Origin of the sequence: Flavobacterium sp., assembly GCF_035299005.1 — a bacterium.
Taxonomy (GTDB): domain Bacteria; phylum Bacteroidota; class Bacteroidia; order Flavobacteriales; family Flavobacteriaceae; genus Flavobacterium.
This window is the reverse complement of sequence record NZ_DATGXL010000014.1, coordinates 325,111-345,864: the sequence shown is the minus strand read 5'-3', so window position 1 is coordinate 345,864 and position 20,754 is coordinate 325,111. Positions and strand designations below refer to the sequence as shown.

The 20,754-nt window shown below is 31.8% G+C and carries 21 protein-coding genes; 7 read left to right on the top strand and 14 right to left on the bottom strand.

Translation table 11 applies throughout. From position 1 onward, the window contains the following. The first annotated feature begins 23 nt into the window (after nt 1-23). Nucleotides 24-1,187 (top strand): class I SAM-dependent rRNA methyltransferase, encoded by a 1,164-nt coding sequence (locus VK164_RS10450; protein ID WP_324209285.1) that lies wholly within the window; start codon nt 24-26, stop codon nt 1,185-1,187. Nucleotides 1,188-1,194: 7 nt separating this feature from the next. After that, nucleotides 1,195-1,632 (top strand): hypothetical protein, encoded by a 438-nt coding sequence (locus tag VK164_RS10445; RefSeq protein ID WP_324209284.1) that lies wholly within the window; start codon nt 1,195-1,197, stop codon nt 1,630-1,632. A gap of 63 nt (nt 1,633-1,695) precedes the next feature. Here the strand turns inward: VK164_RS10445 and VK164_RS10440 are convergent, their stop codons facing one another. The 6 genes from VK164_RS10440 to VK164_RS10415 form a co-directional block, all read right to left on the bottom strand. After that, complete coding sequence (locus VK164_RS10440; RefSeq protein ID WP_324209283.1) at nt 1,696-3,297, bottom strand: fumarate hydratase; 1,602 nt, start codon at nt 3,295-3,297, stop codon at nt 1,696-1,698. Between the two features lie 76 nt (nt 3,298-3,373). Then, a complete protein-coding gene (locus tag VK164_RS10435) occupies nt 3,374-4,813 on the bottom strand; it encodes a nucleoside recognition domain-containing protein (protein WP_324209282.1) in 1,440 nt (479 codons plus the stop codon). A 52-nt stretch (nt 4,814-4,865) separates the two neighbouring features. Continuing rightward, nucleotides 4,866-5,579 carry a 3'-5' exonuclease gene (locus VK164_RS10430; RefSeq protein WP_324209281.1) on the bottom strand — a complete coding sequence of 238 codons (714 nt, stop codon included), beginning with the start codon at nt 5,577-5,579 and terminating at the stop codon, nt 4,866-4,868. 22 nt (nt 5,580-5,601) lie between these two features. Further along, nucleotides 5,602-6,771, bottom strand: a complete 1,170-nt coding sequence (locus VK164_RS10425) for a serine hydrolase (protein ID WP_324209280.1) — start codon at nt 6,769-6,771, stop codon at nt 5,602-5,604. Between the two features lie 61 nt (nt 6,772-6,832). Next, on the bottom strand, nt 6,833-7,306 hold the full coding sequence (locus VK164_RS10420; RefSeq protein WP_324209279.1) for a methylated-DNA--[protein]-cysteine S-methyltransferase: 474 nt from the start codon (nt 7,304-7,306) through the stop codon (nt 6,833-6,835). Nucleotides 7,307-7,376: 70 nt separating this feature from the next. Then, nucleotides 7,377-7,874: a DUF1573 domain-containing protein gene (locus tag VK164_RS10415; protein WP_324209278.1), complete on the bottom strand. Its 498-nt coding sequence runs from the start codon at nt 7,872-7,874 to the stop codon at nt 7,377-7,379. Between the two features lie 145 nt (nt 7,875-8,019). Here VK164_RS10415 and VK164_RS10410 point away from each other — a divergent pair, with 145 nt between their 5' ends. Both VK164_RS10410 and VK164_RS10405 read left to right on the top strand, forming a co-directional pair. Then, the gene (locus VK164_RS10410; protein WP_324209277.1) at nt 8,020-9,288 is read left to right on the top strand and encodes a HAMP domain-containing sensor histidine kinase; all 1,269 of its coding nucleotides are present in this window, start codon (nt 8,020-8,022) and stop codon (nt 9,286-9,288) included. Then, nucleotides 9,281-9,967, top strand: coding sequence for a response regulator transcription factor (locus VK164_RS10405; RefSeq protein ID WP_324209276.1), 687 nt, complete (start codon nt 9,281-9,283; stop codon nt 9,965-9,967). Before VK164_RS10410 ends, VK164_RS10405 begins: the two co-directional genes overlap by 8 nt. Nucleotides 9,968-9,970: 3 nt before the next feature. On the opposite strand, the gene VK164_RS10400 is transcribed toward VK164_RS10405, so the two are convergent. Both VK164_RS10400 and hemB read right to left on the bottom strand, forming a co-directional pair. After that, the gene (locus VK164_RS10400) at nt 9,971-10,393 is read right to left on the bottom strand and encodes a c-type cytochrome (RefSeq protein WP_324209275.1); all 423 of its coding nucleotides are present in this window, start codon (nt 10,391-10,393) and stop codon (nt 9,971-9,973) included. Between the two features lie 81 nt (nt 10,394-10,474). Beyond that, nucleotides 10,475-11,464, bottom strand: a complete 990-nt coding sequence (hemB, locus tag VK164_RS10395; RefSeq protein WP_324209274.1) for a porphobilinogen synthase — start codon at nt 11,462-11,464, stop codon at nt 10,475-10,477. A gap of 128 nt (nt 11,465-11,592) precedes the next feature. On the opposite strand from hemB, the gene VK164_RS10390 reads away from it, so the two are divergent. After that, nucleotides 11,593-12,216, top strand: a complete 624-nt coding sequence (locus VK164_RS10390; RefSeq protein ID WP_324209273.1) for a hypothetical protein — start codon at nt 11,593-11,595, stop codon at nt 12,214-12,216. Between the two features lie 6 nt (nt 12,217-12,222). Beyond that, nucleotides 12,223-14,157 carry a hypothetical protein gene (locus VK164_RS10385; RefSeq protein WP_324209272.1) on the top strand — a complete coding sequence of 645 codons (1,935 nt, stop codon included), beginning with the start codon at nt 12,223-12,225 and terminating at the stop codon, nt 14,155-14,157. Nucleotides 14,158-14,205: 48 nt separating this feature from the next. Here the strand turns inward: VK164_RS10385 and hemF are convergent, their stop codons facing one another. The 6 genes from hemF to hemA are packed head-to-tail and all read right to left on the bottom strand — an operon-like array spanning nt 14,206 to nt 19,567. Beyond that, nucleotides 14,206-15,108, bottom strand: a complete 903-nt coding sequence (hemF, locus tag VK164_RS10380; RefSeq protein ID WP_324209271.1) for an oxygen-dependent coproporphyrinogen oxidase — start codon at nt 15,106-15,108, stop codon at nt 14,206-14,208. Continuing rightward, on the bottom strand, nt 15,098-15,634 hold the full coding sequence (locus VK164_RS10375) for a GNAT family N-acetyltransferase (RefSeq protein ID WP_324209270.1): 537 nt from the start codon (nt 15,632-15,634) through the stop codon (nt 15,098-15,100). Before VK164_RS10375 ends, hemF begins: the two co-directional genes overlap by 11 nt. Nucleotides 15,635-15,650: 16 nt before the next feature. Continuing rightward, entirely contained in the window at nt 15,651-16,676 is a 1,026-nt protein-coding gene (hemE, locus tag VK164_RS10370) for a uroporphyrinogen decarboxylase (protein ID WP_324209269.1), read from the bottom strand. A gap of 51 nt (nt 16,677-16,727) precedes the next feature. Next, nucleotides 16,728-17,384 (bottom strand): uroporphyrinogen-III synthase, encoded by a 657-nt coding sequence (locus VK164_RS10365; protein WP_324209268.1) that lies wholly within the window; start codon nt 17,382-17,384, stop codon nt 16,728-16,730. 3 nt (nt 17,385-17,387) lie between these two features. Then, complete coding sequence (hemC, locus tag VK164_RS10360; RefSeq protein WP_324209267.1) at nt 17,388-18,311, bottom strand: hydroxymethylbilane synthase; 924 nt, start codon at nt 18,309-18,311, stop codon at nt 17,388-17,390. Next, entirely contained in the window at nt 18,311-19,567 is a 1,257-nt protein-coding gene (gene hemA / locus VK164_RS10355) for a glutamyl-tRNA reductase (protein ID WP_324209266.1), read from the bottom strand. The genes hemC and hemA overlap by 1 nt, the downstream gene beginning before the upstream one ends. A 230-nt stretch (nt 19,568-19,797) precedes the next feature. Here hemA and VK164_RS10350 point away from each other — a divergent pair, with 230 nt between their 5' ends. After that, a complete protein-coding gene (locus tag VK164_RS10350) occupies nt 19,798-20,670 on the top strand; it encodes an AraC family transcriptional regulator (RefSeq protein ID WP_324209265.1) in 873 nt (290 codons plus the stop codon). The last annotated feature ends 84 nt before the right edge of the window (nt 20,671-20,754 follow it).

Genomic DNA, 20,754 nt, shown 5'->3' with positions numbered 1-20,754 from the left:
TTTTTTCATTTTCAAATCAATATATGTTCCCAAAAGTAATTCTAAAATCAGGTAAAGAAAAATCTATTCAACGTCGTCACCCTTGGATTTTCAGTGGTGCGGTTTATGGCGTAAGTCGTGAAATAAACGATGGTGAAATGGTAGATGTAGTCGATTCGAAAAACAATCATTTAGGAACAGGATATTTCAGTGATAAAGGAAGTATCGTAGTTCGTATTTTGACGTTTGGAGATGAAACTTTCTCTGAGAACTTTTGGGCAGCCAAACTACAATCGGCTTGGTATTTACGTAAACAATTATTGGATTTTGAAGTTACAAATGCTTTTCGTGTAATCCATGGCGAAGGTGATGGAATTTCAGGATTAATTATTGATTATTACGATAAAAACTGGGTAATTCAAGCGCATTCAACGGGAGTTTTTCTTCAAATCGAGAAAATCGCTGAAGCCATAAAATCGAATTTTCCAGGCTATTGCGAAACTATTTATTGTAAAAGTTCAGGAACTTTACCGAATACAGGAACCGATTATTTCTTATTTGGAAACAAAGCAGAAGCGGTTGCTAAAGAGAACAACATTTTGTTTTCAGTAAATTGGGTAGAAGGGCAAAAAACAGGGTTCTTCTTAGACCAACGAGAAAACCGAAAATTACTAGGCGAATTCTCAAAAGGCAAAAAAGTACTAAACACTTTTTGTTATACAGGCGGATTCTCAATTTACGCGATGAGCGCAGGAGCAGAATTGGTTACTTCAGTAGATATTTCTCAAAAAGCAGTAGATTTGGCGGCGAGTAATATGGAATTAAATTTTCCAAATGCCAATCATAAAGCAGTTGCGGATGATGTATTCAACTTCATGAAAGAGCACACACAACAATATGATGTCATCGTATTAGATCCACCCGCTTTCGCGAAAAGCATCAAAAGTAAACACACCGCAACACAAGCCTACAAGCGTCTAAATATTGCCGGTTTAAAAGCCTTAGCGCCTAACGGAATTTTATTCACTTTTTCTTGCTCGCAAGTTATTGATGATGTTTTATTCTACAATACCGTTGCCGCAGCAGCCATAGAAACCGGAAGAAACATCAGAGTTTTGCACAAATTAGAACAAGGACCAGATCACCCAACGAATATTTACCACCCAGAAGGTCATTATTTGAAAGGATTGGTATTGTTTGTTGAGTAGATAAATCATGTTAAAAAAATCACACACCATAAAAACTTTACTTCCTAAAGAAGAAATTATTTCAATTCTTCAAACTAAGGTTGAAAATTTTCATCGTGACAATTCTAAATTTGATTTTGAAGGAAATGTGAATTTAAGTGGAGAAATTAATATAAAACCAACCTTTGATTATGGACCAAGAAATCAATTTCGTCCAGAAATTACAGGAAAAATTCATGGCAATCAAGTTGACTTAGTGTTTGATTTAAGTTCGATAATGAAAAAAGTATTGTGGTTTATAATATTAGTCGAACCTCTTTTTATTTTGTTTATCTATATGAAAATGCAAGAGAAACAAGTGTTGTTGTTTTTTCCATTTTTGATTGGGTTTCTCTTAATTCTGAAATTCATATTTGATAGTAAAGTAAAAAAATCAATAGCGTTATTAGAATCATATTTCAAATGAAAAACCTGCAAGTCTTTCAACTTACAGGTTCGTCTTAATACTTAATTCTGCTATCTTAATACTTTACAGATTCATAAAAAAATCATTTCCTTTATCATCAGTAATAATAAAAGCTGGGAAATCTTTCACCGTAATTTTACGAACGGCTTCCATGCCTAATTCTTCAAAATCAACTACTTCTACAGCTAAGATATTTTCTTTAGCTAAAATAGCTGCAGGACCACCAATCGAACCTAAATAGAATCCACCGTATTTCTTACAAGCGTCCATTACTTGTTTCGAACGATTTCCTTTTGCAAGCATAATCATGCTTCCGCCAGCGGCTTGGAATTCGTCTACATAAACGTCCATTCTTCCTGCGGTTGTGGGTCCAAAACTTCCAGAAGGCATTCCGTCTGGAGTTTTTGCTGGTCCAGCGTAATATACTGGGTGATTTTTAAAATATTCTGGCATTGGTTTTCCAGCATCTAATAATTCTTTGATTTTTGCATGTGCAATATCACGAGCTACAATCAACGTTCCGTTTAATTTCAAACGCGTTTTGATAGGATATTTAGATAATTCTGCTAAAATTTCAGACATTGGTTTGTTTAAATCAATTTCTACAGCAGGCTCTAAATGTGGAGCAGTTGTTGGTAAAAATTGCGCTGGATTCGTTTCTAATTGCTCTAAGAAAATACCGTCTTTCGTGATTTTTCCTTTGATATTTCTATCAGCCGAACAAGAAACGCCCATTCCAACAGGGCAAGAGGCAGCATGACGAGGTAAACGAATTACACGAACATCATGCGTTAAATATTTTCCACCAAATTGTGCTCCAATTTGACTTTCTTGACAAATAATCTGTACTCTCTTTTCCCATTCTAAATCACGAAACGCTTGACCCGACATATTTCCAGAAGTTGGAAGATTGTCATAATATCCTGCCGAAGCTTTTTTCACGGCTGCTAAATTCGCTTCTGCAGAAGTACCACCAATAACGATAGCCAAGTGATACGGAGGACAAGCCGCTGTTCCTAAATCCATAATACGCTCACGAACAAATTCGTCTAACGATTTTTCATTCAACAACGATTTTGTTTTTTGATATAAAAACGTTTTGTTAGCCGAACCACCACCTTTTGTTAAAAATAAGAACTCATATGAATTTCCTTTTTTTGCATAAATATCAATTTGTGCTGGTAAATTAGAACCTGAGTTTTTCTCTTCAAACATCGAAATCGGAACAATTTGCGAGTAGCGAAGATTTTTATTTTGGTATGTGTTGTAAATTCCTTTTGATAACCATTCGCCATCTTCCACGCCTGTGTAAACGTTTTCACCTTTTTTGGCAACCACAATTGCAGTTCCAGTATCTTGGCAAGAAGGCAATTGACCTTCTACCGCTACTGCGGCATTTTGCAATAAGTTATAAGCCACAAAACGATCGTTGTCTGTTGCTTCTGGGTCTTCGATAATGTTTCTTAATTTTTGTAAATGTGCCGAACGCAACATAAATGAAACGTCGTCCATAGCTTCTTGTGCTAATAATTCTAATCCTTTTGGGTCAACCACTAAGATTTCTCTATCGCCAAGTTGCTCAACTTTTACGTAATCAGAAGTAAGTTTTTTGTATTGTGTATCGTCTTTTAAAATTGGATACGGGTCTTGATATAAAAAGTCCATTTGTGTATGTTTTGAAAGGTAAAGTTACGGATTTTTGATGGGAATGAAAAAATGAATTTTGGTTATTTACTATACTTTAAAAAAACCAGCTCGCCACAAAAATCGCCGTAATTACACAGATTAAATCTACTAAAAGCATCATCCCTAACGTATAGCGTGTGTTTTTAATGTTGACACTTCCAAAATAAACGGCAATTACATAGAAAGTCGTTTCGGCACTACATTGGAAAATACAACTTAATCTTCCAGTTAATGAATCAGGGCCAAACTGTTTCATTGCATCAATCATAAAACCACGAGAACCACCTGAACTAAAAGGACGTAACATCGCCACAGGAAGTGAATCGGTAATTTCTTTAGCTACACCAAGATGTGCAAATAAAAAGGAAATTCCGTTGGCTATGATTTCAAACAAACCACTATTTCTGAATAACGATATCGCCACTAACATTCCCATTACATAAGGGAAAATAGTCACTCCGGTTTTTAATCCGTTGTTGGCACCAGTTACAAACGTGTCGAAAATAGTTGTTTTTTGTTCCACGAATTTCTTTTCTTGAATAAAGGAAAATATTAAAGTACCACCAATGATTAATATCAAAAGTAGTCCTGAAAGATTAGAAGTAAAGTAATTTTTTCCAATTAAATCTAAACTGTTAACATAGAATAATAATCCAACAATGGCTCCAATAACTCCCATTAAAGCCGCTAGTAAAGAAGCACTTTTAAAATTAACTCGTTGTTTGATTCCAACTAAAATAAAAGCAGCGATTGTTCCTACAAAAGAAGTAATGATACAAGGTAACATTACATCGGCAGGATTGGCAGCATGTTCTGCCGCTCGATACCCAATAATTGATGTTGGGATTAAAGTTAAACCCGCAGCATGCAAACACATAAACATAATTTGGGCATCACTCGCTCGGTCTTTATCAGGGTTTAATTCTTGTAAACTTTGCATGGCTTTTAATCCAAACGGAGTAGCTGCTGAATCCAATCCTAAAAAGTTAGCCGCAAAATTCAATGTCATGTATGAAATTGATTCGTGATTTTTTGGAATAGAAGGAAATACTTTAGCAAATAGAGGACTCAGTTTTTTAGCTAATCTTTCAGAAGCTCCAGAAATAATTAGTAATTCCATAATTCCACAGAAAAATGACAAATAAGCCATCAAGGGCAGAATCAAATCAAACAAACTGCTTTTGGTCATAGGAAGTAAACCATCTGCTTTTTGTTTTCCGCTGTAGATTTTTACAGTTTGATTATTGTAAACATAAGTAGTGTCTGCATCAGCTTCATTTTTATTAATAATGAATGTTTTATCTTCCGCTTTTTGGACACTGTCTTGAACAAATTGAGGAACTTCTTTTAAATATTTTTCACCAATTAAAAGGGGTTCACCTTGTTTGCCATTCAACACATAATCAATAGAATAGTATTGTGAAGAGAACAATCCGAAAACAATAAAAAAGATAGACGATATAAATATTACTAACCAGAATCTGCTTAAAACCATGTGTTATATTTTTTGTAAATGTACAGAAACAAAAATTATTTTAACTGAATTTCTAAACATGAATAATTTCATCATCTACCAATAAATCCTCTCGTCTTAATCTTAGGAATATTTGGGCCACAGCAATGACATCTTTTTCACAATACGTGATAATTCTATCAATGTTATTTTCAACATAAAAAACGTGTGCTACTTCGCTACCGTCGATATCATCTTTTGGCGATGGAATTCCAAGTACTTTTGTTAAAAGCTTTAATGAAGTAAAATGTTTATAATCGCCAAACTTCCATAATTCTAACGTGTCTAAATGCGGTACTTCCCATGGTTTTTTACCGAATAAATTTAGTTTGTTTGGCAAAGCAATTCCGTTGATAATCATACGTCGGGCAATGAATGGAATATCAAATTCTTTGGCATTATGACCGCATAAAACGTGTTGTGCTCCGTTGAAATGAGTATTTAATAGATTGGAAAAATCATTCAAAATTTTCTTCTCTTCACCCCAAAAACTAGTTACTCTAAAATTTCTAATATCGCCTTTATTTACAAAATAACCAACAGAAATGGTGATGATTTTTCCAAACTCTGCCCAAATTCCAGCGCGTTCATAAAAATCTTCTGCTGAAACTTCGTCTTTGCGTTGATATTGCGTTTTGTGCTCCCATAAATAACGTGTTTCTTCATCTAAAATGCCATAATTTTGATGTTCAGGAACGGTTTCAATATCTAAAAATAAAATGTTATTTAAGTTAATTTTTTCAATCATTTTACAAGAATTTATAGAGGTATTATTTAATAGTTTTATTTCTTTTTTTCAACATTTCATATGCTTCTTCAACATAAATATATAAATCTTCACTATGTGGATCATATGAAGTTTGTACTCCTTTTAAATGACCTAATCGTACAATTATTATGTCGTCTTCAGGAATTACAATTACAAACTGACCCAAATGTCCGCGCATATAATATAAATCTTTGTCCAAAAAGTTGTGCATCCACCAACCATAGCCATAATGCGGTGTTGCTTTAAAACGAGGTGTGATGCATTTTTTCACAAAAGCACTATCTAATAATTTTTGACCATTCCATTTTCCGTTATTCAAATATAATTTCCCAAAACGCGCAAAATCTCTAGCATTACTTGCAATACAACAATAGGCTTTTTCAATTCCGTCAGGTGCTTCATCTAATTGCCAAAGCGCTTCGTTTTCTGCTCCCATGGGTTGCCAAAAGTGTTTTGAAACATAATCTGATAAATATTCTCCAGTAGCTTTTTCAATGCACATGGCTAATAATTGGGTAGCACCGCTTAGATATTTAAACGATTGCCCTGGTTTTTCATTGATGTTTAGTCCAAGAATTACTTTATCTAGATCATTGTCAAAATAAGCACGAGTTACAATTGAAAACGGGCTGTAATATTTTTCGTCCCAACTCAATCCTGAAGCCATTGAAGATAAATCACCAACAGTTACATCTTTTGCAAATTTCCCTTTTAATTCAGGAAAAAAATCAATTACTTTTTGGTCTAAACTTTTTATTTTTCCTTCCATAATGGCTTTTCCTAGTGCCATGGTAACCACGCTTTTTGCCATTGAAAATGAATTGGTTTTGGAGTTTTTATCAAAACCATCAAAATAACTTTCATGCCAGATGCTATCATTTTTTATAATTAAATAGGCAATGGTTTGAAGTTCTTTGTGTGTTTTTTGTAAATTTTGTGTAGCTGGAACAGAGTTATAATCTGAAGCAATTGCCCATGGTTGAGCTGTTCCTTTTTTGATTTCGCGATTTGGGAACTCTTTATAATCTTCTAAAAAAGCAGTGGTATAACCTTTGAAATAAATTGTTTTTACAGCACGTAGCAAATAATCAACATCAAAAACATACATTAAAATAATAATAGCAGCAAAAACAATTGCGAACCATTTTAGGAATTTTAGCAGGAATTTCATTTACTAATTTTATAAGATTGTGTTATAAAAGTAGGAAAAAGTTAGAATGATTTTAAAAAAACTAAAATAAACTTTCTTGTTTCACTGGATTTTCATGTTCCAACAGCCATTTTTTGCGCCATAAGCCTCCAGCATACCCAGTTAAAGAACCGTCAGAACCAATAATACGATGGCATGGAACTACAATCCAAAGTGGATTTTTACCATTTGCAGAAGCAACTGCACGAATTGCTTTTACATCACCTATTTTTTTGGAAAGGTCTAAATAAGAACATGTTTTTCCGTAAGGAATATTTAATAATTCCTGCCAAACTTTTTGCTGAAAATCTGTTCCAGAGGGATTAATTTTAAAAGAAAAATCAGTTCTTTTTCCTTCAAAATATTCTTGTAGTTGTGTAACAGCTTCTTTTAAAGCTTTCGGAGTTTTTGATGAAATTTCGAATTCTTCATCCATTACATGAATTTTTGAAATGCCGTTTTTATCACCGCAAATTTCAGTAAAACCTAAGGGCGTTTTTATAATTACTGTTTCCATGTAGTAAATATAAAAAAAACCACCTGAAATTCAGATGGTTTTTTTAAGATGTAAAAAAGTTGAATTATAATTATGATTTAATTTCTGCTTTTTTATCAGTTGCAGGTGCAGCAGTGTCAATAACTTTTCCTTTGAAAGATAAAGTTTTAACATTCTCAACACCACCTTCGTTTGTCATTACTGTAACTGATTTTTGAAAAGGAGCTACAGAAGCAGCGTTAAATGTCGCAGCTACCATACCTTTTTCTCCTGGTTTGATAGGTGTTTTTGTATAGTTTGCAGCTGTACAACCACAAGCTGGTTTTACATTTGTAATTAAGATTGTTTCTTTAGTATTGTTTGTGAAAGTAAATTCATAAGTTGCAGGAATTCCTTTTGGAATATCTCCAAAATCATGAATTTCTTTATCCCATTTAATTGCAGATTGTTTTGGCGCAGCAGCTGGTGTTACAGTTGCGGCAACAGGAGCTTGAGTAGCTTTTGCTGTTTCGATTTTAGCATCTTTAACTTGAGCAAATGAAGCGCTTGCAAGAAATAATGCTACGATTGATAATTTAATTGATTTCATACCTTATTATATTTTAGTTATTTTAATTTTGTGTTACAAAGCTATGCAAACAAAAAAAAGTAGTTGTTAATCACATTCAAATGATTGTTAACAAGTTGTTAATGGTTGTTTTTTACCATTCAATTTTTGTAATATCGGAGTCAATATGAAATTTAATAGACTAAATACAGTGATCTTTATTGGGTTTTTAGCAATTGTAGGTGTTATTATCATGCAATTGTTTTTACTCAATCAGGCCTATATCTTTGAAAAAAGAGATACGGAAGACAAAATCCATTTTGCTTTGCAAGATGTGGTGGAAAAAATCTATAGGGATAATAAATCAGAATTACCTGTTGCTAATCCTATAAAAAAGGTAAGTGAGAACTATTTTATTGTAAATGTTAACGATGTTTTTGAAAATAGAATATTAGAACACTATTTAAAAACAGAATTTGATAAAGTAAAATTAGAATTAGATTTTGAATATGCTATTTATGATTGTAGCTCAGAATCAATGGTATATGGAAATTATATATCAATCGATGGAACGCCTTCAAAGGTGTGTGAAGATTGTTTTTCTAAAAACACAGATTTAACCTATTATTTTGCTATTCGTTTCCCTCATTTAAAACAAAGTTATTTTACAAGTTTAAGCCAATACTGGGTGTTTACAGCTGTTTTATTTTTAGTGCTTATTATTTATGTGTATTCTGTTTTTTTAATGTTACAACAAAAAAGATATACAGAATTGCAAAAAGATTTCATCAATAATATGACGCATGAGTTTAAGACACCTTTAGCATCAATATTAATTGCATCAAATTACGCAAACACTCAAAATGAAATTAAAGACAATCCAAAGCTGTCAAAATACATGCAAATTATTATCAATCAAAGTAATAAACTAAATCAGCATATTGAAAAGATTTTATATGTGGCTAAAACAGATAGTAATCAAATTGTACTTGAAAAAACAAAGGTTGATATTAATTCAGTTTTAGAGTTAGTTAAAGAAAATATTTTGTTAAAGCATCAAAAAAACATCCAAATAGATATTTTATTAGATAAAAAATATTTTGTTATAGCAGATGAGTTTCATTTTTATAATCTTATTTATAATATCATAGATAATTCGGTTAAATATGCTGAAAACGAAGCAAAAATTCAAATAAAATCGAACGAAACAAATAAAGGATTATTTTTAAATTTTTCAGACAATGGAGTTGGAATTCCAGAAAAAGATTTACCATTTGTTTTCGATAAATTTTATAGAGTTGCCCGTCAAGACAATAAAGATATCGAAGGTTTTGGAATAGGGCTATCTTATGTAAAACGTGTTTGTGAATGGCATAAATGGAATGTTTCAGTTAAAAATAATGATGACAAAGGAATTACAGTTTCAATTCAAATAAACAAAAACGATTATGAGTAAAAAACGAATTTTATATGTAGAAGACGATGAAACTTTAGCGTTTTTAACAGCTGATAATTTAGAGCAACATTTTGAAGTTTCGCATTGTAATAATGGTAAGGAAGCGTTTCAACTATTTTGCAGTACATCATTTGATTTGTGTGTCTTAGATATTATGTTGCCCGACATGGACGGTTTTGAAATTGCAACAGAAATTAGAAAACGAAATCAAGAGATTCCTATTATTTTTCTTTCGGCGAAAACCATGAAAGAAGATAGAATAAAAGGCTTAAAATTGGGGGCAGATGACTATTTAGTAAAACCATATTCTATAGAAGAATTGATTTTAAAAATTGAAATTTTCCTTAATCGAAGCCAAAAATCAACAGATAAACCAGCCTTAAAAAATTATACTTTTGGTAGCTTTCATTTTGAACCGGAAAATTATTTATTAAAAAATGATACTCAAAAAATCACGCTTACGGAACGTGAAGCTTCATTATTACAATTATTTTTAGATAATCCTAATACAGTTTTAAAAAGGGAGAAAATTTTAATTGCACTTTGGGGAAGTGATGATTATTTTTTAGGCAGAAGTTTAGATGTTTTTATCTCGAGATTACGAAAAATTATAAAAGAAGAAACCCACGTAAGAATTGAAAATATTCCTCGCGTGGGCTTTAAACTAGTAGTAGAATAAAAATTATTCTATACTCATCATATACGTTTCAAGGGCTTTTCGATCTTCTTCAGACATGGCTTTTGTAATTACAAAATTAGCTTTCATAATTTCATATTGAGAAGGATCAACTAATGGTTCTCCTTCACCATTAATAAAAGAAGCTATGCTAGCATTTTTTTCTTTATAAGCTTTTGCAATGTCTTTAATTGCAGGGCCCACAGTTTTTGCATCAGCTTTATGACAGGTTGCGCAAGTTCCTTTTCCTTCAAAAAGTTCTTGCCCTTTTGCTAACAATGGGTCAGCGGTAGTTTCTGGTTGAGCAGGAGTAGTTTCTGTTGTTTCTTCAACGGTGTTACCCATTGCGTCGGTTTCTTTTTTGTCCCCACAATTAGATACTGAAATTGCTAAAGCAAAAACAGCTAAGGATTTTAGTACGAGTTTCATTTTGATAAAATTTAGAAATATCGATAAAATTACAATATCACAAGCATATAGAATGTGATAAATGTCACACAAGAAAAATAGCTATTTTAGCAATTTAACAATATCCTTAGCAAAATAGCTGGCAATAATATCAGCACCCGCTCTTTTAATAGCAGTGGTTTGTTCTAACATTACTGCATCGTGGTCTAGCCAACCTCTTTCAGAAGCGGCTTTTATCATTGCATATTCACCGGAAACTTGATAAACAGCCACTGGAACTTCAGACATGTTTTTTACCTCGCGAACAATGTCTAGGTAAGAAATTCCCGGCTTAACCATTACAATATCAGCTCCTTCTTCAATATCCATTCTGGTTTCTCTTATGGCTTCCAAACGGTTATGATAATCCATTTGGTAAGTTTTTTTATCTTTTGGAATATCAATTAAATCTACTGGTGCGCTATCTAAAGCATCACGAAATGGTCCATAATGAGCCGAAGCATATTTAGCGCTATAGCTCATAATACCAGTATTTATAAACCCATTATTTTCTAATAATTCTCGCATTTCTAAAATTCTTCCGTCCATCATATCGCTTGGTGCTACAAAATCGGCACCTGCTTGTGCGTGAGATAATGCCATTTGAGCTAGAAATCCAGAAGTTTCATCATTTAAAACCATTCCGTTTCCTACAATTCCATCATGACCATATACAGAATAAGGGTCAAGAGCTACGTCTGTCATTACAATCATTTCTGGAACAGCATTTTTAATTACTTTAATTGCGCGCTGCATTAATCCGTTTGGATTTAAAGCTTCTACACCTTTATTGTCTTTTAAATTGTCGGGTACTTTTACAAATACTAAAACCGATTTTAAACCCATTGCCCAAAGTTCTTTTACTTCTTTTTCTAACAAGTCTAGACTATATCGGTAATAATTAGGCATTGACGGAATTTCGTTCTTTACACCTTTTCCTTCCACTACAAAAAGAGGTACTAAAAAGTCGTTTGGTGATAATATAGTTTCACGAACTAATGAACGAATACTTTCATTGGTTCTTAATCTGCGGTTTCTTCTAAGTGGGAACATTATGGTTTGAAATTTGATATATATATAAATGTAATTTGGAGTGGTAAAGTTAACTATTTTTACTGAATTCTTTCCTTTCAAAAACAGTGTATGTGTTAATTAAATCTTATTTTTGCAATATGAAGAACATGATTTTTCTTATTATTTGTCTTTTACTAACAGGTTGTTTTGAAGTAACAGAGAAAATTAAGCACAACAATAATCAAAGTGGTGATTATAGTTTAGTGGTAGATTTTTCTAGTTCGTGGCTAAAAACCAAATCTGCAATTCTATTAGAAGAAGTGGATGGCGTAAGTATTCCAAGTGAAGAAGAAATTAAAACAAAGTTGGCTCAATTTAGAGCAGATGCTTCCAAAATAAAAGGTGCTTCTAAAATTTCTACTTCGTATGATTTTAGCAATTATGTTTTTAAAATTAATTTTTCTTATAATTCTTTAGAGACATTAAATGCAGTTTTAAATACTATTGATAAGAAGAATAATTTTGTTCATTTTAAAAACAATAATGGAAAATTTGAACGCATTGCATCTTATCCTTTACCAAAAAATTTAATCAAAAACGAAGATAAAAAAGAAGATTTACTGAAAGCAAATATTACTGCCGTATATACTTTTGATAAAGATGTGGCTACAGTTCAAAACCCAAACAGTAAACTTTCAAAATCCAAAAAAACAGTTTTTTTAAAACAAAACATTTGGAATGTTTTAAACAATAATAACCTAATGAATAATGCCATTAGTTTCAATCCTTAATTTAGTATGAAAAAGTTTTTTTATTTATTATTAGTTCTTCCAACGGTACTTTTTAGTCAAAAAAATCAAGAAAAATATGATTATTTTGTGCAGTTCAATACACCTCAATTTGCTAGAAAAGTAAACATTGATGAATTATTTAATCATAAATCATTTAAAAGTTTCAACCGAGAAAGTTCAGATTTTAAATTGAACGATTTTATTTCGTTTATTGATAAAACAAAACCTGTTGTTATTCATGGTAACTTTACAGATAGTATTGCGTATTATCAAATAACGTTTCCATTGAAAGACGCAAAAGGGTTGAAAAATTTTATTCAAAAAAGAATAGATAATAACAATTTTGACAACTCTGATTCAATTCCAAACACAATACAATCGCATTCAAAATATACTGTTTATTCACCAAAAAATGAAGATTATTCATTAGCTTGGAATAATAATAATTTCATTATCTATGGACTTGTAGAAAGCAATATGGGAAGCTCGTACGCTTATACTGACTATAGTGAAGATATTATGGTTGCCGATACAGTGGCAGCAGTGGTTGAGGAATATCAGGGCGATTATGATGAAGAATTAGGACCTGCAGAAATTGTTGTAGAAGAAGCACCACCCGCAATTGAAGAAGTGGTTTTAGAAAAAAGATTAGCAGACGATACAGCTGTTAAAATTTATGGAGATGTTAAAGGTGACGATGAGCAAGATGAGGAATGGGAAGAAGATGCACCAGTTGCAGTTGAGGCATATGATGATTCATATTATAACAAATGGTTAGAAGAGAGTAGAAGAGAACAAGAACAAGCTCGAAGAGAAAAACAAGAAAAACAAGAAGAACAAATTGCACTTTTGTTTGAAAACGAGTTTCAATTTCCAACTTCAAATAAAATTAATACAAAAGCAGATATATCATCATGGATAGACTATCAGTCAGTTTATGGAAAAATGAGTTCGTTTAATTATTTATTCAGAACATTTTCTCCAAATACAAATGCTAAATCATATGAAAACATCGTAAAAGGAATGAATGTTGATTTTTATTTTAAAAATGATAAAGCTAGGGTTGAACAAACGGTGGAATATTCTTCATCTTTAGCAAAAGTTATGCAGAAAATTATTGCTAGAAAACCAAATAAAAGCATTTATAATTATTTTCCAAAAGAAACTCCTTTGGCTTACATGACTTATCATTCAAGCACAGAGGAAGTTTTGAAAAGCTATCCAGAAATTACTGAACAAATTCTAGCAAACTTACCATTTGACAAACAAGACACTGAAATCATTACGGATTTGGTAAGCACAATTGTTGATGAAGAAGCAACAGCAACACTTTTTGACGGAGACATTTCTATGTTTTTACACAGTATGGAGCCATATGAATATAAGTACACAGGATATTCTTATGATGAAAATTATGAACAAGTTAAAGAGGAAAAAACGATTACAAAGACAAGACCTGTTTTTACTATGATTATGACATCAACTCATCCAACAATGGGGGATAAATTATTGAACTTGGGTGTAAGAAAGAATGTTTTAGTAAAAGAAAACAATTATTATGTAATTAAAGAATTTACAGAAGTCGGAAAAATAGTATTACTAAAAGATGGAGATGTTTTTGTAATTACAAACGGATTAAATTACTTGAATAATGGTTCAAAGTCAGATTTTTCTAAGCAAGTAAAAAAAGATTTGGGTAAAAATTATATGTATGGAAATTTTGACGTACAACGTTTTATGAAAAGCCTTTTGTTGAGTGAAGATTTTGGAAGAGAAACCGAAAAAATGTTGAAAGTGAGTAACCAATTTAAAAATATTGAATTCAAATCCTCAAACAAAATAAATGACAATAAAATGAAAGTTGAAATGGAAATGAATTCTAATTTTTCTGACAAAAACATTATTTTACAAACTTTGGATTTAGTTGATTATTTAAACTAAACAAAGGGAAAAAATAAAAACTCCGCTATTTTTAATAGCGGAGTTTTTTTATACCCAATCAACAGGTTTTGTTAATATTTTTAGTAATTTTTCTTCTTCGCTTCCTGGTTCAGGATGATGATCGTACACCCATTGCACATGTGGTGGCAAACTCATCAAAATACTTTCAATTCTTCCGTTGGTTTTTAGTCCGAAAAGCGTTCCTTTATCATGTACTAGATTAAATTCCACATAACGACCACGGCGAATTTCTTGCCAAGTTCTTTGAGCATCCAAATAAGGTAAATCTTTTCTTCTCTCCACAATGGGAATATACGCTTGCAAGAAAGAATTACCAACTTCTGACACGAAATTAAACCAATCTTCCATCGACATTTGCTCGGTTGCTTTTAAATAATCAAAAAATAAACCACCAATTCCACGAGCTTCAAATCGATGTGCGTTCCAAAAGTATTCGTCGCATTTCTTTTTATAGTTCGGATAAAATTCAGGGTTATGTTTGTCGCAAGCATTTTTACAGGTTTGATGAAAATGTTTGGCATCTTCTTCAAACAAATAATAAGGTGTTAAATCTTGTCCACCGCCAAACCATTGGTTAATGATGTCGCCGTTTTCATCATACATCTCAAAATAACGCCAATTCGCATGAACCGTTGGTACCATTGGATTTTTTGGATGAATCACCAAACTCAATCCGCAAGCGAAAAAATCGGCTTCTCCAACACCAAACATTTTTTGCATCGTATCGGGTAATTTACCATGAACGGCTGAAATATTTACACCACCTTTTTCAAAAACATTTCCGTTTTCAATAACACGTGTGCGACCGCCACCGCCTTCTGGTCGTTCCCATAAATCTTCTCGAAATTTGGTGCCACCATCAATAGCTTCTAATCCTTTACAGATTTGATCTTGCAGGGTTTGTATGTAGGTGTAGAATTTATTTTTCATGTTCTAATTCATATAATTCCATGTCCAATGGATTTTCATTTGGCGGTGTGTATTCATTTAAAAGTGTTCTTTTCCATTCGAAATCACATTTTTCTGCAACTTTACAACTTCCAATATTTGTTTTATGAGCAATAATTTGAAATTTATCGAATCCTAAAACTTCAAAACCGTATTTTGTGGTTAGAGCAATAGCTTTTGACATCCAACCTTTGTTTTCGTATTCTGAACTAATACAATAGGCAAATTCTCCTTGTTTCGTATCCCAATTTATTTCTTTGATGATAATTAAACCAGCAATTTTTGAATTTGAAATATCTTTAATTCCAAATGTAAATTCAGATTTTGAATCGTTTTCTTTTCTTTTTTCTTCAATATATTTTAAACTATCATCAAAGGATTGATTTTTTGATAGTGTAATTGGAAAGTAACGTTTAAAGTTATCAAAATTCAAAACCATCATTTCAGATAGACTTTTTGCGTTATCTGCTCGTAAAGTGATTATATAAAATGAATCGGTTTTTATCATTAGTTTATAAATCAAACTATTTCTTATACTCCTTCACTGCCTCAACAAACGCCTTAGCATGATCAACAGGAATATTTGGTAAAATCCCGTGACCTAAGTTGACGATGTATTTGTCTTTTCCGAATTCATCAATCATTTCGTGTACCATTTTTTTGATGGTTGGAATAGGAGAAAGTAAACGACTTGGGTCGAAATTCCCCTGTAAGGTAATGTCACCACCTGTTAAATAACGTGCGTTTCTTGGCGAACAAGTCCAATCTACTCCTAAAGCTGATGCTTTTGATTTAGACATTTCGTTTAAAGCAAACCAACATCCTTTTCCAAATACGATAACTTCCGTTTCTTCGGCTAAAGCTTCAACAATTTGGTTGATGTATTGCCATGAAAATTCTTGATAATCTACTGGAGAAAGCATTCCGCCCCAAGAGTCAAAAATTTGAATGGCGTTACAACCTGCTTTTACTTTTTCTTTTAAGTATAAAATGGTTGTATCTGTAATTTTTTGCAATAATAAGTGTGCCGCTACCGGATTTGAAAAACAAAATCCTTTTGCGGTATCAAAACTTTTAGAGCCTTTTCCTTCAACAGCATAACAGAAAATCGTCCATGGCGAACCTGCGAAACCAATTAATGGCACTTCGTCGTTCAACATTTCTTTGGTTAATTTTACCGCATCCATCACATAACCTAAAGTTTCGTGAATATTCGGCACAAAAACCTGATTTACTTGTTCAGCAGTACGAATAGGATTTGGAATTATCGGACCTAAATTGTCTTTTAATTCCACATGAATGCCCATAGCTCTTGGAACTACCAAAATATCTGAAAATAAAATGGCCGCATCTGGTTTTACAATTCGTATGGGTTGAACCGTAATCTCAGCTGCTAATTCTGGAGTTTCGCAACGGGTAAAAAAAGCATATTTGTCGCGCAAGGCTCTAAATTCTGGTAAATATCTTCCTGCTTGACGCATCATCCAAACGGGTGGACGTTCAACAGTTTCTCCTTTTAATGCTCTTAAAAATAAATCGTTCTTTAACATGGTTTTTGTTTTTCAGACCTGACAGGTTTTCGAAACCTGTCAGGGATTATTTTATTTATAATATTTTATTACTTCAGTAATTACATTTTCAACAGAAGGTTGTGACGCAATTACAATGTTTTTTGCTTTATTTTCTAATGCTTTTGCTGTGGTTGTTCCAATGCAAAAGCAAATTTCGTTCGTTATTATATTACTTTCTAAAAAGCTATTTACTGCTGATGGACTAAAAAACAATAATGCATCTATTTTATGCTCAACTTTATATGGTTTTAAATTGGTTTCATAAACAGTGATTTCATTAAATGTAATATTGTTTTTGGTTAACACATTTGGTAATTCGTCTCTTCTAATATTGCCGCAAAAAAAAGTAAAACTTTCGTCGTTATAAATTGATGTAATAATTTCCGCTAAATCTGCTGCATATTCGTTGTAAACTAAGACTTTAAAACTGTTTTTCTCTAAAATCTTTTTTGTTTTCAATCCTACACAAAAAACACTTTTTGATTTTAATTCAGGATATTTTAAAACACTTTCTACAGCATTTTGACTACTAAAAATTAGATTATCGTTAATTTGTTTTACTTCAAAATCTTTATTTTTAATTTGAATAAAATCTTTTTCAGTGACGCAAAACTTTTTATCAAAAAATAGTTGCTTCTGACTTTGCAAAAGTGTTTTAGTAGATAGTATATTGATGGAGTTTGACACGAACTATTTTTTTAAGACGGTTCTAATTTTTTCCATTAATTGAGTACCACCATTATCTAAAATCTCTTGCGCTGAATTAAATCCTAGTTTTTTCCATTCAGAAACATCAACTTTTGTTTCAATTGCTAATTTTTCTTTCCCATCAATAGAGAGTAATACACCTTTGAAATCAATCATATCATCCTCCTCATTATAAATTGCGATAGCTCCAATAGGCGCGGTACAACCTCCTTCGAGTGTTTTTAAAAATTGTCTTTCGATATAAGTACAAATTTCAGTTTCTATGTGATTTAATTGAGAAACGGCTTCTATAGTGTAATTGTCGTTTGCCATGGCAACCACTACCATTGCGCCTTGTGCAGGAGCAGGAATCATCCAATCTAAATTGATAAAACTATCTGGTTTTAAGTTTATTCTTTCTAAACCAGCAGCTGCAAAAACAGCTCCGTTCCAATCGCTTTCGTTTAGTTTTTGCATGCGGGTGTTTACATTACCACGTAAATCAACCACTTTATGATTGGAATATTTATTCAGCCATTGTGCTTGTCTGCGAAGACTCCCTGTAGCAATCGTTCCATTTGATTGTAAAAAATCTAAATTGCCTTTGTGAACTAAAATATCAAGTGTGTTGGCCCTTTCTAAAACGGCTGCTTGAATAATTCCAATAGGTAATGCTGTAGGAACGTCTTTCATTGAATGAACCGCAATATCTACTTGTCCATTCAGCATAGCAATGTCTAATGTTTTGGTGAAAATTCCTGTAATACCAAGTTCATATAGCGGTTTGTCAAGGATAATATCTCCTTGTGATTTTACAGCTACAATTTCTGTTTTATAGCCTAAATCATTTAGTTTTTTTTGAACAGTGTGTGCTTGCCAAAGAGCTAGCTCGCTATCACGAGTTCCTATTCGAATTGTTTTATTCATTATTTTGCAAGCGTTTCAATTTGGAAAATTTTTTCAATCCATTCAATACTTTCATCTACCATTGTTTCGTCATCTTTTAGATGATTTGCAAAATGGTTAGTGATTTTTTGAATAATGCGAGCGCTAATTAATTCAGCTTGTTCTTCGTCAAAATTAGCTATTTTTTTTCGTTGAAAATTTAATTCTCCGTCTTTAATTGAATTTAATTTTGCTTTTAATGCGTGAATTGTTGGGGCAAATTTGCGTTGTTTCGTCCAAGCAATAAATTCATCTTTTATTTCTTCGATAATAGCTTCTGCTGCAGGAATATGTTTTTTTCTGTTTTCTAATGTTTCATCTGTTATTTGTGCCAGTTGATCCATATGGACTAAAGTTACATCTTCCAAATCTTTTACATTTTCATGTACATTTTTTGGAATAGATAAATCAAGAATTAAAAGTGGTTTCTTTAGATTTAAAATAGCTTTATCAACAGTAGGGTTTTGTGCTCCTGTAGCTACAACAACAACGTCAGCTTTTTGAAGCTCTAATTGCAAATCTGCATAATCTTTTACAATTACATTTAATTTTTTTGCAATTTTTTCAGCTTTATCTTTGGTTCTATTAATTAATGTAATTTGTTCGTGTTTGGTGTGTTTTACTAAGTTTTCACAAGTATTTCTTCCTATTTTTCCTGTACCAAAAAGTAAAATGTTTTTTGAAGCAATGTCTTCTACATTTTTAAAAATATATTGTACCGATGCAAAAGAAACAGAAGTTGCACCAGAAGAAATTTCGGTTTCAGTTTTTATTTTTTTACTGGCTTGAATTACTGCATTTACTAAACGCTCTAAAAACGAATTTACTAATTGAAGTTCCTTACTTTGAACAAATGCATTTTTAAGTTGGCTGATAATCTCAAAATCGCCTAAGATTTGACTATCTAAACCAGTTCCTACTCGAAACATGTGTGAAATAGCTTCGTGATTTTTATATACAAATGCAACTCTCTGAAAATCTTCAACAGTTCCTTGACTATTTTCGCAAAGTAATTTGATTAATTGAAATGGATGTTGTGCAAAGCCATATATTTCGGTACGATTACATGTTGAGGTAACCACTAAACTTTCTAAGCCTTCTTCTTTTGCTTGATGTAATAAGTTTATTTTAGATTTTTCATCTAAACTAAACTTACCTCTCATTTCTGCGTCGGCTTTTTTATAACTCAAGCCAACAGCATAGAAAGTAGGATGCTTTGCAAATGTGTTGTTTTCCATATTTTATACTCTTCCCTAAAAGTTTAACAAAATTATTAGTAAACAATTTATAAAAGTAACGCTTAAAGGACTTTTTATGTCGCTCAAAGATATTTTGTATAATAATTGTCTTTTTCGCGTTATTTCTTTTAAATTTGTAGCAAAATCAACTGTTTAGAATCTTCTTATGTAGAATAATTCTAAATAATAATTTGATTTTGTTTTGAAATTATATACGAAAAAATATCGCTATGGGTTCTCAAGAAGAAATAAAAATTGAAAATGACTTTATCTTATTACGTTTTCAAAACGATGGGACTTCGGTTTATAAAGTTGAACGACCTGTAAGTCAAGGACTTATTCAGTTCCATTTTGGAATTAAAGGGAAGGGAAAATTTATATTTAATCAAGGAAATTATGCTTTGGATTTAAGAGAAGAAAAGGCACTTTTATTTTATAATCCGCAAAAAGAATTGCCGCTACATTTAGAATTAGCACCAAATACTTGGGTGATTTCTGTTATTATTTCCATTAAAAAGTTTCATGGTTTGTTTTCTTCCGAAGCAGAGAATATTCCGTTTTTAAGTGATGACAATAAAGATAAAAAATATTATAAAGAAACAGATATTAGCCCGTCAATGGCTATTGTGTTAAGTCAATTGTTTCATTATAATTTGAATCCATCTATTAAAAATTTATACTACAAAGGAAAAGGGTATGAATTATTGAGTTTGTATTTCAATCGTTCCGAAGATCCTAATGCAGAACAATGTCCGTTTTTAATTGATGAAGAAAATGTGTTAAAAATCAAAAAGGCCAAAGAAATTATCATTCAAAACATGGCCGAACCTCCAGGATTAGAAGAACTTTCAGAGCAAGTAGGGCTAAGCCTTAAAAAGTTAAAAATGGGTTTCAAACAAATTTACGGAGATACAGTCTATGGTTTTTTGTTTGATTACAAAATGGATTATGCCCGTCAATTACTTGATAGTGGTTCATATAATGTAAATGAAGTAGGATTAAAAATTGGTTATAGCACAGGAAGTCATTTTATTGCAGCGTTTAAGAAAAAATTTGGCACGACTCCAAAGAAATATTTGATGAATTTGAATACTAATGTGTAAAACCAATTAGTATCAATTTCGTATATCATACCATCAATAAAAAATAACAATATTAAAAAGTAAAAAAAGTAGATTATATACTTT

Excerpts from the sequence above, each read along its gene's own strand:
- VK164_RS10450 (WP_324209285.1), top strand. The coding sequence starts at position 24 with ATGTTCCCAAAAGTAATTCTAAAATCAGGTAAAGAAAAATCTATTCAA.
- VK164_RS10445 (WP_324209284.1), top strand. The coding sequence starts at position 1,195 with ATGTTAAAAAAATCACACACCATAAAAACTTTACTTCCTAAAGAAGAA.
- VK164_RS10440 (WP_324209283.1), bottom strand. The coding sequence starts at position 3,297 with ATGGACTTTTTATATCAAGACCCGTATCCAATTTTAAAAGACGATACA.
- VK164_RS10435 (WP_324209282.1), bottom strand. The coding sequence starts at position 4,813 with ATGGTTTTAAGCAGATTCTGGTTAGTAATATTTATATCGTCTATCTTT.
- VK164_RS10430 (WP_324209281.1), bottom strand. The coding sequence starts at position 5,579 with ATGATTGAAAAAATTAACTTAAATAACATTTTATTTTTAGATATTGAA.
- VK164_RS10425 (WP_324209280.1), bottom strand. The coding sequence starts at position 6,771 with ATGAAATTCCTGCTAAAATTCCTAAAATGGTTCGCAATTGTTTTTGCT.
- VK164_RS10420 (WP_324209279.1), bottom strand. The coding sequence starts at position 7,306 with ATGGAAACAGTAATTATAAAAACGCCCTTAGGTTTTACTGAAATTTGC.
- VK164_RS10415 (WP_324209278.1), bottom strand. The coding sequence starts at position 7,874 with ATGAAATCAATTAAATTATCAATCGTAGCATTATTTCTTGCAAGCGCT.
- VK164_RS10410 (WP_324209277.1), top strand. The coding sequence starts at position 8,020 with ATGAAATTTAATAGACTAAATACAGTGATCTTTATTGGGTTTTTAGCA.
- VK164_RS10405 (WP_324209276.1), top strand. The coding sequence starts at position 9,281 with ATGAGTAAAAAACGAATTTTATATGTAGAAGACGATGAAACTTTAGCG.
- VK164_RS10400 (WP_324209275.1), bottom strand. The coding sequence starts at position 10,393 with ATGAAACTCGTACTAAAATCCTTAGCTGTTTTTGCTTTAGCAATTTCA.
- hemB (WP_324209274.1), bottom strand. The coding sequence starts at position 11,464 with ATGTTCCCACTTAGAAGAAACCGCAGATTAAGAACCAATGAAAGTATT.
- VK164_RS10390 (WP_324209273.1), top strand. The coding sequence starts at position 11,593 with ATGATTTTTCTTATTATTTGTCTTTTACTAACAGGTTGTTTTGAAGTA.
- VK164_RS10385 (WP_324209272.1), top strand. The coding sequence starts at position 12,223 with ATGAAAAAGTTTTTTTATTTATTATTAGTTCTTCCAACGGTACTTTTT.
- hemF (WP_324209271.1), bottom strand. The coding sequence starts at position 15,108 with ATGAAAAATAAATTCTACACCTACATACAAACCCTGCAAGATCAAATC.
- VK164_RS10375 (WP_324209270.1), bottom strand. The coding sequence starts at position 15,634 with ATGATAAAAACCGATTCATTTTATATAATCACTTTACGAGCAGATAAC.
- hemE (WP_324209269.1), bottom strand. The coding sequence starts at position 16,676 with ATGTTAAAGAACGATTTATTTTTAAGAGCATTAAAAGGAGAAACTGTT.
- hemC (WP_324209267.1), bottom strand. The coding sequence starts at position 18,311 with ATGAATAAAACAATTCGAATAGGAACTCGTGATAGCGAGCTAGCTCTT.
- hemA (WP_324209266.1), bottom strand. The coding sequence starts at position 19,567 with ATGGAAAACAACACATTTGCAAAGCATCCTACTTTCTATGCTGTTGGC.
- VK164_RS10350 (WP_324209265.1), top strand. The coding sequence starts at position 19,798 with ATGGGTTCTCAAGAAGAAATAAAAATTGAAAATGACTTTATCTTATTA.